Annotated in this window: 5 protein-coding genes; 4 read left to right on the forward strand and 1 reads right to left on the reverse strand. The window is 49.8% G+C overall.

Features of this window, described 5'->3' with window-relative positions; translation table 11 throughout:
* Window positions 1-8 precede the first annotated feature (8 nt).
* Entirely contained in the window at window positions 9-4,013 is a 4,005-nt protein-coding gene (locus tag T491_RS0101395; protein ID WP_028902296.1) for a two-component regulator propeller domain-containing protein, read from the reverse strand.
* Window positions 4,014-4,202: 189 nt separating this feature from the next.
* Here T491_RS0101395 and T491_RS0101400 point away from each other — a divergent pair, with 189 nt between their 5' ends.
* The 4 genes from T491_RS0101400 (at window position 4,203) to T491_RS0101415 (ending at window position 14,996) form a co-directional block, all read left to right on the forward strand.
* A complete protein-coding gene (locus tag T491_RS0101400) occupies window positions 4,203-6,689 on the forward strand; it encodes a glycosyl hydrolase 115 family protein (protein WP_028902297.1) in 2,487 nt (828 codons plus the stop codon).
* A 220-nt stretch (window positions 6,690-6,909) separates the two neighbouring features.
* Window positions 6,910-10,095, forward strand: coding sequence for a TonB-dependent receptor (locus tag T491_RS0101405; protein ID WP_036915082.1), 3,186 nt, complete (start codon window positions 6,910-6,912; stop codon window positions 10,093-10,095).
* A 13-nt stretch (window positions 10,096-10,108) separates the two neighbouring features.
* The gene (locus T491_RS0101410; protein ID WP_028902299.1) at window positions 10,109-12,100 is read left to right on the forward strand and encodes a RagB/SusD family nutrient uptake outer membrane protein; all 1,992 of its coding nucleotides are present in this window, start codon (window positions 10,109-10,111) and stop codon (window positions 12,098-12,100) included.
* Window positions 12,101-12,143: 43 nt separating this feature from the next.
* Entirely contained in the window at window positions 12,144-14,996 is a 2,853-nt protein-coding gene (locus T491_RS0101415) for a SusC/RagA family TonB-linked outer membrane protein (protein ID WP_028902300.1), read from the forward strand.
* Window positions 14,997-15,000: the final 4 nt, after the last annotated feature.

The following is a 15,000-nucleotide window of genomic DNA, read 5'->3' on the forward strand; positions in this document are numbered from 1 at the left end:
TTTCACGATTAGCGTTGTTCGTGTTCCTTCATGTAGTCACGTGGTGACATACCATAGAACTTCTTGAATACAGTAGAGAACGAAGCCGAGTTGGCAAATCCGCAGGCATACATCACCTCGGTGACGTTCATGCCCTGATTAGCCAGCAGCTGCGCTGCCTTCTTCAGGCGGATGTTACGGATGAAATCGTGGGGGGTCTGGCCCGTCAGGTCTTTCATCTTACGGTGCAGGTGTACACGGCTGATACCAACGGTGTCGGCAATCATGTCCACACTCAGGTCGGAGTTGTTCAGATTCTTGTTGATACACTCCATGATACGCTCCAACAACTTCTCATCGGGCGATTTGAGACGAATCTCGTCAACCTGCTCTTCCAGATCGTCGTTACGCTCGTATTTCAGGCGCAGCATACGGTTCTTATTGATCAGGTTGATGATAGTGCGGCGCAGGATATCCATATTGAATGGCTTGACGATATAGGCGTCGGCACCTGCCTCCAAGCCCTCCAGCTTATCCTCGTCGCGGTTCTTGGCTGTCAGCAGGACGACAGGGATAGAGTTGGTGCTCGGGTTAGTCTTCAAACGTGAACAGAGCGCGTTACCATCCATCTCCGGCATCATGATATCACTCATCACCAGGTCGGGCTTGCAACGGATGATTTCGCCTAAGGCCTCACGACCGTTGGTGCAGATATGGACATCGTAGTCGGTCGAGAGTTCTCTATCCAGATAGTTACGGATCTCTTCATCATCCTCGGCAATCACCAGTGTCATCTTGCTGTTAGCGGGCTTCAACTCCTGGATAGGTGTTGGCTCCTCGCTCTCCTGTACCTCTTCCAGCAACTGTTCCGGTGTGATGGTGTCGGTATTCTCTTCTTCTTCTGCCAGTATGATCTCCTCAGGAGACAGGTGACTGTTGCCCATCGGGATGTTGATGACAAACTCACAGCCTTTCTCCAGGTTGTGGACGGTGATGGTACCGTGGTGGAGCTCAACGAGCGAACGTGTCAGGTCGAGACCGATACCGGTACCTACATAGCGGTCGTTGATTGAATTCGGAGTCTGGTAGAAGCGGTCGAAGATCTTGTTGAGCTTGTCTTCGGGGATGGATTCGCCATTGTCGTAGATGGCAATGGTAGCCGACTGGCTGTTGTGAGTCAGGTTGATGCCGATCTCACCACCGGTAGGCGTGTATTTGAAGGCGTTTGACAGCACGTTCATAAAGACCTTGTCGAAGTTCTGACGGTCTATCCAAACGGGAATCTTCTCCTCGTCGAAATTGAAGAGGAACTTAATCTGCTTGGATTTCGCCTGACTATCGAATAGGTTGTAGATATCCTTTGCGAAGCTGACCAGGTTGGTTTCACGCATGCGCATCTGCATCTGTCCCTTGTCAATCTTACGCAGGTCCATCATCTGGTTGATCAGACTGAGAATACGTTCTGCGTTACGTCTGATGGTCTCGTAGACACCTTTTCGGTTGGGATCGTCATCGTTCTTGATTAGCGAGAGCAATGGCGTGATAATCAGCGTCATAGGCGTACGGATCTCGTGACTCATGTTCATGAAGAAGCGTAGCTTGGCCTCGCCCATCTCTTCGGCATGGATATGGGCCTGCAGGCGCAGCCGGTCCTGTTCCTTATGACGGCGATAAGCCAGGTATTGCCAGATGAAGAGTCCGATCACGATGGCATAGAAGAAATAGGCCCATGCCGAACGGTACCAAGGACTGTGGATGACCACGGTGAACTCTCTGAGCGGCGTCTCGATGTTGTTACGTTCGGCCTTCACTCTGAAACGGTAGGTGCCTTGTGGCAGGTGCGACAGGGTCAGGATGTTCTCGCCTGGTTGCAGACGGTTGAATGGCTCGCCGTTGATGCTGTATAAATAGGAAATGTGTTCGGGATTCTCGTAGGTCAGCGTTGAGAACTGGATAGAGAACGTATTATCGCTGTAGCTCAGTTCAAAACGGTTGCTGGCGATGATGGCCGTATCGGTAACCAGATAGTTGCCTGAACGGGTGGCTCTGTTCACTTGCTGGCCGTTGATGGCAAAGGAGGTCAGTTTAACCTCTGCTTCCCATTTGCTGGGGGTGATACGGTTAGAGTCGAACCAAGAGACGCCAGCCGTTCCGCCCATGGCCAGTATGCCGCTGGCGGAAATAAAGGATGCACCGTCGCTGAACTCGTTGCTTTGAAGACCGTCGTCAGCAAAATAGTTCTGCCAGATGTTGGTTTTCGGGGAGAAACAGCTCAGGCCATGGTCGGTTCCTATCCAGAGTCGGCCTTGTGGGTCGCATTCGATGGTGGCGATACCATTATCGGCCAGTCCGTCCTCACGTGTATATCGCTTGGTCTTGTGGCTTACCAGATCATAGCAATACAGACCTTCGTTCGTACCGTACCAGAGTTTACCATCATATTCGCGTGTCACTCTGATGGGCATGCTGTAGTTCAGACAGTTGGTGCCAAAAGTCTTGGTCCAGCTGTTCTCAATCAGGTCCAGACAGCACAGTCCCATTGTGGTTGAGGCATATATACGTTTGCCGTCGGGCGACAGATGAACCTGTGAGATATAGTCGTTGCTGATACAGTTCATCTTTCTGTCCTTGTCGGCGCCGTTTTTCATCTTATAGGTGGCGACGATACGGCCGTCTTTAGCATCCATCTTGACCACACCGTGCCTCATGGTGGCCAACCACAGATAACCATCGTTGCTGACGGCGACGTCCATCACAATCAGATGCGGATCCTGGGGGAACGGAATACGGTGATACTGGAAGCTGACAGGGTCGATCCAGCCGATGCCTTCGCGGTAGCTGCCTACCCAGATGCGTCCGTCTAATCCTTCAGCTAATGCCATCACCACCGATGGGAACTGGTCCTTCAGGTGTTTGACAGCCTTGGTGTTGTAATCGTAGCAATACACACCATCCTTGTCGGTACCTACCCAGATACGTTGCTTGCTGTCCATGCAAACGCTGACCACGCAGGACGAGCCCAGGATGTTACGGGCACCTAACTTATGCCCCATGTAGTTGAAGCCTTTGAAGTTGATGGGCTGCATGAAGATACCCTTCTGAAGCAGTCCTAACCACAGGTTGCCGCTCTTGTCTTCTGTGATGGAATAGACCTTACTGATAGTGAGGTCGACCTCAAGCGAGAAGAACGGGTTGTTGATGAGTTCCTTGGTGCGGGGGTCGAAAAGGGCAACACCTTTTCCGTCGTAACCAATCACAATCATGCCATCGTGGTCGCAATAGAGGGCGGAAACCGAGTTGTTGCCGGTTTCTTCAATATGTACAAAGGTGTCGCCCTGCATGCGGTAGGCGCCACTATTCACGGTGCCGGCATAGATGACGCCATCCTTACCTTCGGCCAGACATACGAATACCTGGTCGGCCTTGTCTGTCAGGTGGCGTTTCATGGTCTTGCCGTCGTATGAGATGAGACCCATGTGGTCGGTAGCTATCCACAGCGTACCTCTTCTGTCTTCAATCATGCCGTTTACGGTATGGATGGTAGCCAGAGGGCCTTTCTCCTGTATGGCGGTATGCTGGTTCTTGAATTTCAGGATACCCAGTCCAGAGGTTCCAGTCAGGATATCACCATTCTTGCGCTCTAAGAAACAGTTGGGGAAACAGTGGCCTTTGTTGCCGTCCTTGTCCAGCATGACCACTTGATGGAACTGGTTGCCATCCCAGGTCTGCAGACCACCGTACATACCGAAATAGAATGTACCTTTGCTGTCCTGCATCATGCTGTTCACATAGTTGCTGGCCAGCGAACGGTCGTGCAGATTCTCTTTTCTGAAAACGCGGAACTGGTAACCATCATAGCGATTGATGCCATTACGGGTGGTTGCCCAGATAAATCCTTCGTTGTCAAGGTACACTTGGGTGACGAAACTGCTCGACAATAATTGATTGTCCGTACTAAAGAACTTTCCCCTTTGGGCGAAAGCACTCGTTGAGAAGATAAATGAAGTTAGTAACAGTAGAAACTTAACTCGCATTGTTTTGTTAGTATTTTATTGATCGTTAGTTGCTTTAATTTTGTTATATGTTGCAAAGATAAGGTATTTTTCGTTTTGTAACAAACAAATGTTACAAATATTAAACTTTTTGATACATTTATAGTAATTTTAGTGCCTAAAAAGGCCTACCTTTGCATCGGATATATATAATTTGTAACATTAGCGCATATGATTCAACGACATTTTTTGTTAAAATCACTGATGGTTTTTGCTTTTTGGGCATATGTTTTGTGTGTTAAGGCAACCGATCAGTTTGTGTTCTTCCAACCCTCTTCTGAGATGTGGCAACTGAGACAGTACACTGTTTCGGTGAGTCAGAAGGAGCATAGTTGTGTGCAGTTGGCGGTTGGTAATCTCTTGTCGGATTTCGGCAAGGTGACGGGTAAGGCTGCTACGCTTTCTGATGCTGCCGAAATTCTGGTAGGTACCGTTGGCGTGAATCCGCAGATTGACCAATGGGTGAAGCAGGGAGAGTTGCGTGATTTGAAAGGTAAGACCGAGAAGTATATCATCAAGACCATCGGTCAGCAACTGGTGATTGCCGGTAGTGATAAGCGTGGTACGGTATATGGCGTTTATGAACTCTCCAAGCAGCTGGGCGTGTCGCCTTGGTATTATTGGGCTGATGTGCCTGTGGAAAAACATGCTACTCTCTATATAAAGAAAGGTGTATTCACTGATGGCGAGCCTGCCGTGCGTTATCGTGGTCTGTTTCTGAATGATGAGGCGCCTTGTCTGACTACATGGGTCAAGAATACCTTTGGTACTGATTACGGTGGGCATCTGTTCTATGAGAAGGTGTTCGAGTTGATTCTCCGTTTGAAGGGTAACTATCTGTGGCCTGCCATGTGGGGATGGGCTTTCTATGCCGATGATCCCGAAAATCTGAAGACTGCCGACCGTATGGGTGTGATGATGGGTACTTCGCACCATGAGCCTATGGCGCGCAACCATCAGGAGTATGCCCGTCATCGAAAAGAGTGGGGCGCCTGGAATTACGCGACCAACAAGCAGAACCTGGATCGTTTCTTCCGTGAGGGCATAGAGCGGATGAAGCATACTGATGATATTGTAACCATCGGCATGCGTGGTGATGGTGATGAAGCGATGGGTAACGGTACTGATACCCGATTGCTGGAGAATATCATCCAGAATCAGCGCCGGATTATCAAAGAGGTGACCAAACGTCCTGCCAAGGAAACACCGCAGATCTGGGCCTTATATAAAGAGGTGCAGGACTATTATGATGCCGGTTTGCGTGTGCCCGATGATGTCACTATCCTGTTGTGTGACGATAACTGGGGTAATGTGCGTCGCATTCCTACTGCAGAAGAGCAGAAACGCAAAGGCGGGTGGGGCCTCTATTACCACGTGGACTATGTTGGTGCGCCCCGCAACTCTAAGTGGATTAACGTGACACCTATCCAGAATATGTGGGAGCAGTTGCAGTTGGCTTACAATGGTGGTATCCAGAAACTCTGGATCCTGAATGTGGGCGATCTGAAGCCTATGGAATATCCCATTCAGCTGTTTATGGACATGGCGTGGAATCCGTCGAAGTATCGTGTGGATAACCTGTTGGATCATCCCCGACAGTTCTGTGCCGAGAGTTTTGGTGAGGCGCATGCCGATGAGGCCGCTTCGCTGCTGAACTTAGTCAGCAAGTACAATGGACGTATCACAGCAGAGATGCTGGATGCCAGAACCTATACCTGTGAGGAGTTTGAACAGGTGGTGAACGAGTATCGGGCACTAGAAACACGGGCACTCCGCTTGTTCCTGGAACTCAATCCTGCATGTCAGGATGCTTATCGCCAGCTCATCCTCTTCCCTGTGCAGGCCATGGGTAATATCTATGAGATGTACTATGCCCAGGCGATGAACCTGCAGCTGGCTAAGCAGGGTGATCCTGATGCCAACCTGTGGGCTGAGCGTTGTCGGCAGGCTTTCAAGCGCGACTCGCTGCTCTGTGCTTATTATAATAAGGTGATGAGTGGTGGGAAATGGGATGGTATGATGATTCAGAAGCATATCGGTTACCGGATGTGGAATGATAACTTCCCTGCTGATGTGTGTCCACGTCTGATTGCTGTGCCGCAACCTGAACATGGCCCTGTATTCTCGCCGTGTGATGGCTATGTGAGCATAGAGGCTGAGCATACCTACAGTCGCCAGGATGCTACCAAAGCCCAGTGGACGGTGATTCCCTATATGGGGCGTACGCTGAGTGGTGTTGCCTTGATGCCTTATACCGCTGCTACCGATCAGGCACAGTTGACTTACCGCTTCACTTCTTCCGGTGTGAAGACTGCCAAGGTGCATGTGGTTACCAAATCAACACTCGACTATCTGGATAAAGGTGGCTTGGTCTATGAGGTATCGATAGATGGTCAGGAGCCCGTTCCGGTGAATTTCAATAAAGACCTGAATGAGAAGCCTGAGAATATCTACTCGGTCTATTATCCAACGGTTGCTAAGCGCGTGGTGGAACAAGTGGTGGAACTGTCACTCGACGACAAGGCGGAGGTGCACAGCTTGACCATTCATCCGCAGGATCCTGGAATCGTCTTCGAAAAGGTGGTGATAGACCTGGGCGGCTATCAACCGCAGTATCTTTTTGGCAAAGAATCGCCGAAAACTTATAAAAAATTTTAAAACTAAGAGGTCGCATTTGCGGCCTCTTTTTTATCAATAGTATCACAAACTTTATTATAAGTAACAAATAAGTGTAATTGTTACTCTTTAAAAACTTTGTGTCACTAATAAAAAGTGAATAATTATATTAAATAATGTATCTTTGCCGCCGTTTTACGATGAGAAGTCGGAACACTTTATCAATTAACTATAGTCAAATTATGTATCAAAATCAATCAAAATGAAACAGCTAACAAGTCTTTTGAAACGCGCTGTTCCTACTTTGCTTCTGCTTTTCTGCTCTGCCTTTGCGCAGGCGCAGGGAGGCGGGATCAATGTTAAAGGTTCGGTCGTGGACAATGCAGGTGAGCCTCTGATTGGCGCATCGGTTGTTTTGAAGGGAAATGCTGGTCAAGGTACGGTAACGGACTTTGACGGTAATTTCCAGTTGAAAGTTCCATCGGAGAAAGCGATTCTGGTCGTGAGCTACGTTGGAATGAACACGAAAGAGTTGAAGGTGGGCAGTGAGCGCACTTTCAATGTGGTGCTAACAGACAATACTCAGTTGACTGAGGTCGTTGTCGTCGGTTTCGGTCAGCAGAAGAAGGCCTCTGTGGTAGGTGCCATCACGCAGACTACAGGTGAGGTCTTGGAGCGTGCTGCCGGTATCACTGATATCGGTGCTGCCCTGACAGGTAACCTGCCTGGTGTGGTAACCACAGCCTCTTCTGGTATTCCTGGTGAGGAGGATCCACAGATTGTGATTCGTGGTGCTTCTTCATGGAACAACTCTGCACCTCTGGTGTTGGTAGATGGTATCGAGCGTCCGATGTCGAGTGTTGACATCCAGTCGGTAGCTACCATTTCAGTCCTGAAGGATGCCTCTGCTACTGCCGTTTATGGTGTGAAGGGTGCTAATGGTGTGATCCTGATTACCACCAAGCGTGGTGCTGAGGGTAAGGCACAGATTGGTGTGACAGCCAATGCCATCATGAAGATCCCTTCTATGTTGCCCGACAAGTATGACTCTTACGATGCCATGGTGGCTCGTAACATGGCTGTAGAGCATGAGCTGAACCTCAATCCTGAGAGTTTTGCTTACATGAAGCCTCTGAACTTTATCCAGAACTATCGTAACCAGACCACCGTGGAGCAGCGCGAGCGCTATCCGAATGTGGACTGGCAGCGTGCGATGTTCAAGGATTATACCATGTCTTATAATGCTAACTTGAACGTCTCTGGTGGTACCAAGTTCGTGAAATACTTCGCTTCTGTTGACTTTGTTAGCGAGAGCGACCTGTTCAAGACATTCCCCACCGGTCGTCACTATAACCGTGACATCTCTTTTAATCGCGTGAACGTACGCTCTAACCTCGACTTTGCTGTCACCAAGTCAACCACTTTCAAGGTGAACATTGCCGGTTCTAACGGTAAGCAGACTTCTCCTTGGGAGCGTGGTCACGAGTGGGATAGCGGTTCAAGTCTGGGTTGGCAGATGTCACAGATGTGGGCTGGTGTCTATAATATCTCTCCTGATGCCTTCCTGCCACAGTACAGCGATGGATCATGGGGTTACCTGCCTGGTTCTACTAACGTTAGTAACTCTGCTCAGACCTCTTCTATCGGTGGTGTGCAGACCATTACTACGACCCGTATCAATACCGACTTCATCCTGGAGCAGAAGCTCGACTTCATCACCAAGGGCCTGGCGCTTCGTGGTATGATCGCCTGGGATAACGTGTTCCGTGAGGATCGTCGTGGTATTGCCGACCTGTATAATGATCCACAGCTCAAGTGGATTGATCCTGAGACAGGTGCTGTTACCTATAAGCAGCCTTACGAGGCTTATGACCGTTTCGACTACACCATGGGTAACAAGTGGAGCACACAGGGTGGTAGCGTGAACGACTGGAGCACCCAGCGTAACCTGAACTATCAGGTACAGTTGAACTGGGGGCGTCAGTTCGGTGACCACAACGTGACAGCCATGGGTAACTTTGGCCGTCAGGAGTATGCTACTGGTAGCATGATTCCTTCTTATCGTGAGGACTGGGTATTCCGTACCACCTACGATTACCTGGGTCGTTACTTCTTCGAGTATAACGGTGCTTATAACGGTTCTGAGAAGTTCTCTAAGGACAACCGTTTCGCTTTCTTCCAGTCGGGTGCTATCGGTTGGTTGATCAGTGAGGAGCCCTTCATGAAGAAGCTGCGCGAGAACAACATCATCGATATGTTGAAGCTCCGTGCCTCTTATGGTGAGATTGGTGATGACAACGTTGGTGCACGTTTCATGTATATGACACAGTGGGCTTACGGTGGTCGTACCGTTCTGGATGTGACCTCTGGTAACGGCTTCAACGCCAATGATATGTCAAAACCTGGTTCTCCATATGTCTTCTATCGCGAGTCAACCGTTGGTAACCCCAACGTACACTGGGAGACCGTGAAGAAGTTCAATGTGGGTATTGACTACGGCCTGTTTGGTGGTCTGCTTGCCGGTGCTGTCGAGATTTTCCGCGACAAGCGTGTAGACGTGTTGGTAGGCAACTCTCAGCTCGTTCCTTCTTACTTTGGTCAGAGCCCAGCCATGGTGAACCTCGGTGAGGTAAAGACCAACGGTTATGAGATTGAGGTGCGTTTCAACAAGGTGCTCAACAACAAGATGCGTTTGTGGGCAAACCTGGCCATGACACATGCCACCAATAAGATTGTGAAGCGTGACGACCCCGAGCTGTTGCCCAGCTATCGTAAGGCTGCCGGCTATGCCATCGGTCAGACTCATGCCTTTATCGATAAGGGTATGATGCAGACCTATGATGACATCTACGGTTCTCCAAAACACGACACCAGCGATGGTCAGAAGCTGCCTGGCGACTACTATATCGTTGACTTCAACGGTGATGGTGTGGTTGACAACACCAATGATAATGTACCTTATGGTTATTCTGGTACACCTCAGAACACCTATAACGCTACACTCGGATTCGAGTGGAGGGGCTTCTCTTGCTTTGCCCAGTTCTATGGTGTGACTAACGTGACCCGTGATGTGACCATGGTCAGCCTGAGCGATCCTATGCTGGCAAACGTGTATGATCAGGGAACCTGGTGGAGCGAGAACCATCAGCATGCTGATGTGATCACCCCACGTTTCAATTCGAAGCCTACTTACTATTATGGTACTCAGTATCTGTGCGACGGAAGCTATATCCGTCTGAAGAATGTTGAGGTGGCCTATACCTTCACTCAGCCTTGGGTAAAGAAGATGGGCTTGAAGGACCTGAAGGTTTATGTAAGCGGTAACAACCTCTGGCTTTGGACACGTATGCCAGACGACCGTGAGTCGAACTTCTCAAGTAATGGTGGTGCCACAGGTGCTTACCCAACGATGAAGCGTGTCAACTTCGGTGTAAAGTTCAATCTTTAATTTGATAAAGACAATGGAAAAAACAATTAAGCAATATATACTATTAGGTGTAGGCGCTTTGTCTATGGCTATGGGCGGCACTTCTTGTACCGACTATCTTGACAAGACACCCGACTCTGATGTAAACCCGGAGATGGCGTTCGTGAACTTCCAGAACTTCCAGGGTTTTGTGGAGGAGGCTTACAACTGTATTCCTAATATAGAGTCAAACTTCTGGTGCTGCTCCTTTAACTGGGGTGAGGATGAGCTCATGAATACAGGTGGTGGTGACTCACATGTGACCGCTCACTTCGATCTGGGTGACTATCGCGACTGGTATAACAACGACCAGAGCTATCTGCACAGAGGTGGTGGTAGTCTGAATCCTACCTCCAATGATAAGTTTGCTCACTCACTGGAGCATGCCTGGTATGTGATCCGTAAGATGAACCTGGGTCTGGAGAATCTCGAGAAGTTGACAAACGCGACTACCGAGGAGAAGAACCTCATCAAGGGTCAGCTGCTGTTCATGCGTGCCTGGTGGCATTTCGAGCAGATCATCTGGTTTGGTGGCCTGCCCTATGTGGATCATGTCATCGCTGCTGATGGTCCTTTCGACCTGCCCCGTCTCAGCTTCCAGGATTGCGCCAAGCGTTGTGCTGAGGATTTCGCTGCGGCTGCTGAGCTGCTGCCCAATAACTGGGATAACACCAATGCCGGTCGTCGTACCCTGGGTAAGAACGACCTGCGTCTCACCCGTGTGGCTGCCCTGGCTTATGAGGGTAAGGCGCTGTTGTGGGCTGCTTCACCTCTGAACGTGCATGGTGCACAGACAGGTGCCCTGAAGAGTGGTGTGACCTATCAGTACGATGCTGCCCTGGCTGCTCAGGCTGCTGACGCCCTGGCAGAGGCCATTGCCGACATTGAGAGCGGTAAGACACCTTATGCCCTGGCAGAGTTCAAGTATGATGATGTTTATAACCACGTTGCCTCTAAGAGCGCTAACTCTTGCTTCTCTGATATCTTCTATACCACTGGACAGAGTTGGAAGATGCCTGGTAGCACCGAGGCTATCCTGCGTGGTCCTCAGCCTGATATCAACGGTTCAAACTGGAACTTCACCAAGCTGTGGGGTCCCAAGGTGAACAACCTCGTTGAGCACGATGCTATCATCCACATGCCAACAGCCAACTATGTGAACTATGCTTATGGTATGGCTAATGGTGAGCCTATCGTTCTGGCTGATGGTACTCTCAATCCCAACTCAGGTTTCGACCCTGCTCATCCTTTCAAGGATCGTGACCCACGTTTCTACCACGATATCATGTTCGATGGTTTCAAGTTCCTGAACACCACACCATCAGCTGATGACAAGCCTTTCCAGTTCTTGGAGATGTTTACCGGTGGTAACATGGTTCCAACAGGTGATCCTGCCCGTTCTGCCAATGGTAGCCGTACCGGTTACTTCTGTCAGAAGCTGGTACCTCACCAGGCTAATAAGTATGACGGTATGTACAACTGGGGTGGTGCCCTTCAGACCTATCTGCCTTACCTGCGTGTAGCAGATGTCTATCTGATGTATGCCGAGGCCGGTGCTGCCGCTCAGGGTGCTGCTTATAAGAGCAGCAAGTGTGCGCGTACTGCTGAGGATGCTATCAACGTGCTCCGCGATCGTGTTGGTGCCGGTCATGTGGCTGCTGCATTTGTTGGTGATCAAAAGAAGTTCATCGACGAGGTTCGTCGTGAGCGTGCTTGTGAGCTGGCCTTCGAGGGCTTCCGCTGGAACGACCTGCAGCGCTGGTTGCTGCTCACCGAGGCTCCCTACAATGTGAAGACCCGTCAGGAGTTCAAGCGTGTGGATCCTAACTACGACTTCGCAAAGAAAGATCCTCGTGATGAAGAGGTCTCTGGTTGGTCTGAGACTCAGATCCTTGAGCGTCCCTTCGGTAAGAAGCACTATCTGCTGCCTCTGAAGGAGTCTGAGGTTTACCTCAATGATCAGTATCGTCAGAACCCCGGATGGTAATCTCTGAAGTTATAAATAAGTAAGTAAAAAGAGAATAAGTTTTATGAAACAAAAGCTATTATATATCTCAGCTCTCTTGGTAGCTTCGGCAGCGACGCCTGCTGCAGCTCAGATTGAGACTTCTGCTGATTCTACCGTCAGTGTCGCTTTCCGTAAGGTGGCTAAGGAAGACGTGTTGGGTGGTGTCTCTTCAGTGAACTACCGAGAGCTGATGAATAAGAACTATAACACCTACAGCCTTGACAACATGCAGGGCTATGTGGCTGGTTTCAACGGCAACGGTATGTGGGGTTTCGAAGGTTCTTCTGAATATACCATTGATGGTGATAACAATATCAAGGTGCCCAATGGAATGCTGGTATTGATTGATGGTGTGCCCCGTGCCGCTAACAATGTGAAGCCCGATGAGATCGAGTCTATCACCTTCCTGAAAGGTGCACAGGCTGTTGTACTCTATGGTAGCCGTGCTGCCAAGGGTGTCACCCTGATCACCACCAAGCGTGGTCATGTGAATGATGGTCTGAGTGTGAATGTTCGTGCCAACACCGGTTGGAACGTGGCAAAAAGATATCCCGAGTATCTGGGTGCTGCTGAGTACATGACACTCTATAACGAGGCCCGTGTCAACGATGGTATGGAGACCCTCTATACCCCTGAGCAGATCTATAACACCTCACTGGGAACCAATCCTTTCCGTTATCCCGATGTGGATTTCTACTCTAAGGATTTCATCAAGAAGGCTTATAACCGTTCGGATGTGACTGCAGAGATTGAGGGTGGAAACCATCGTGCCAAGTTCTATGCCAACGTGAGCTACTATCGTGAGGGCAGCTTCATGAATTTCTCGGAGGCCAAGAAGAACTATACCGATCGTTTCAATGTACGTGGTAACGTAGATATGCGTATCAACAACTTCATCACTTCGTATGTGAATGCCAACGCTACCTACTACAACTCTCGTTCTACCAATGGTACGAACTTCTGGAATGCGGCAGCAAGTCTGCGTCCAAACCGTATCAGTCCGCTGATCCCTGTCAGCTATATCGATCCTAATGCGCTGTCTGCACTCACACAGATTCAAAACACCACCAATATCTTCGGTGGTCGTTTCCTGGGTGGTTCAAGCACGGACCTCACCAATGCCATTGCTGATGTCTATGCAGCAGGTTACAACACTTGGACCAGCCGTCAGTTCCAGTTCGATGCCGGTGTCAACGTGGATCTGGATGCTGTGCTGAAAGGTCTGAGCTTCCATGCCATGGTAGGTGTAGACTATGCTACGTCTTATTCTACCGCTTTCAACAACAGTTACGCTACCTACCAGCCCACTTGGAGCAACTACAATGGTCAGGATGTGATTGTGGCTCTGAACAACAATGGTACAGTGGATAAGAAGTCGGGTGTGCAGAACATCTCTGGCTCTACCGATAACCAGACGGTTGCTTTCAATGCCCATTTCGATTATAACCGTACCTTCAACGAGGTACACAACCTCAGCGCCCTGCTCGTTGCCAACGGCTATCAGCAGACTGTTTCGAAGATCTACCATAAGCTGAGCAATGCCAACCTGGGTGCACAGGTGTCTTATAACTATGCGCATAAGTACTATGCCGACCTGGCACTGGCTACACCATGGTCAGCTCGTCTGCCAGAGGGAAAGCGTGCTGCGTTCTCACCTTCAGTCACACTGGGTTGGAACCTGGCCAAGGAGAGCTTCCTTGAGGGTGGCATCTTTGATGACCTGAAGATCAGCGCCAGCTATAGCGACCTGAAGACCGATATGGGTATCGACAACTACTACATGTATCTCGCCACCTATCAGCGTGGTGGCTGGTGGGACTGGAACGGTGAGACGGGTCACGATGCTGTTCAGTCAAAGCGTGGTGGTAACGATGACTTCAACTACCTGCACCGTAAGGAGCTGTCTGCCAGCATCCATGCTGAGCTGCTTCAGCGTTCACTGTCGGTAGATGCTTCGTTCTTCACCAACAAGATCACTGGTGGTATCATTCAGGCTACTAACCAGCTGCCCAGCTACTTCCGTGTTTACTATCCTGAGTCTTCGTTCCTGCCTTATATCAACTTCAATGAGGACCAGCGCACAGGTTTCGACCTGGCTGTCAGCTACAAGAAGAACTTCGGTGAGTTCGGTTTCGAGGGTGGTGTTAACCTCTCTCATTATACCACCAAGGCTACTAAGCGCGATGATACCAACTATGCTGACGCTTATCAGTATCGTCAGGGTAAGGCGCTGGATGCCATCTGGGGTTATGAGTGCCTCGGTTTCTTCAAGGATCAGGCAGACATCGATGCTGCTCCTGTTCAGCAGCTCGGTTCTACCGTTCGTCCTGGCGACCTGAAGTACAAGGACCAGAATGGTGATAACGTGATCGACAGCAAGGACCAGGTTAACCTGGGTAAGGCTGGCTGGTATGGTGCACCTACCACACTGGGTGTGAACCTGACCTTCAAGTACAAGAACTTCACCCTCTTCATGCTGGGTGTAGGTAGCTTCGGTGGTCATGCTATGAAGGACAACAACTACTGGTGGGTTAACGGCGATGACAAGTACTCTGCTGTTGTTCGCAACCGTTGGACACCAGAGACAGCTGCCACAGCTACCTATCCACGTCTGACCACAGAGAGTGGTTCTAACAACTTCACTCCTTCAGACTTCTGGATCTATTCTACCTCTCGTTTCGACCTGGCAAAGGTACAGCTCACTTACGACTTCCCCAAGAGCATCATTGGCAACGGCATCATTAAAGGCCTCTCTGTTTACTGCAGTGGCAACAGCCTGCTGACCATTGCCAAGGAGCGTAAACTGCTGGAGATGAACGTAGGAAGTGCACCTCAGACTCGCTTCTATAATATTGGTGCTACCGTATCTTTCTAATATT

The organism is Prevotella sp. P6B4, from assembly GCF_000619985.1.
Lineage (GTDB): Bacteria > Bacteroidota > Bacteroidia > Bacteroidales > Bacteroidaceae > Prevotella.

Coding starts and splice junctions, on each gene's coding strand:
- T491_RS0101395 (WP_028902296.1), bottom strand. CDS start 4,013: ATGCGAGTTAAGTTTCTACTGTTACTAACTTCATTTATCTTCTCAACG.
- T491_RS0101400 (WP_028902297.1), top strand. CDS start 4,203: ATGATTCAACGACATTTTTTGTTAAAATCACTGATGGTTTTTGCTTTT.
- T491_RS0101405 (WP_036915082.1), top strand. CDS start 6,910: ATGAAACAGCTAACAAGTCTTTTGAAACGCGCTGTTCCTACTTTGCTT.
- T491_RS0101410 (WP_028902299.1), top strand. CDS start 10,109: ATGGAAAAAACAATTAAGCAATATATACTATTAGGTGTAGGCGCTTTG.
- T491_RS0101415 (WP_028902300.1), top strand. CDS start 12,144: ATGAAACAAAAGCTATTATATATCTCAGCTCTCTTGGTAGCTTCGGCA.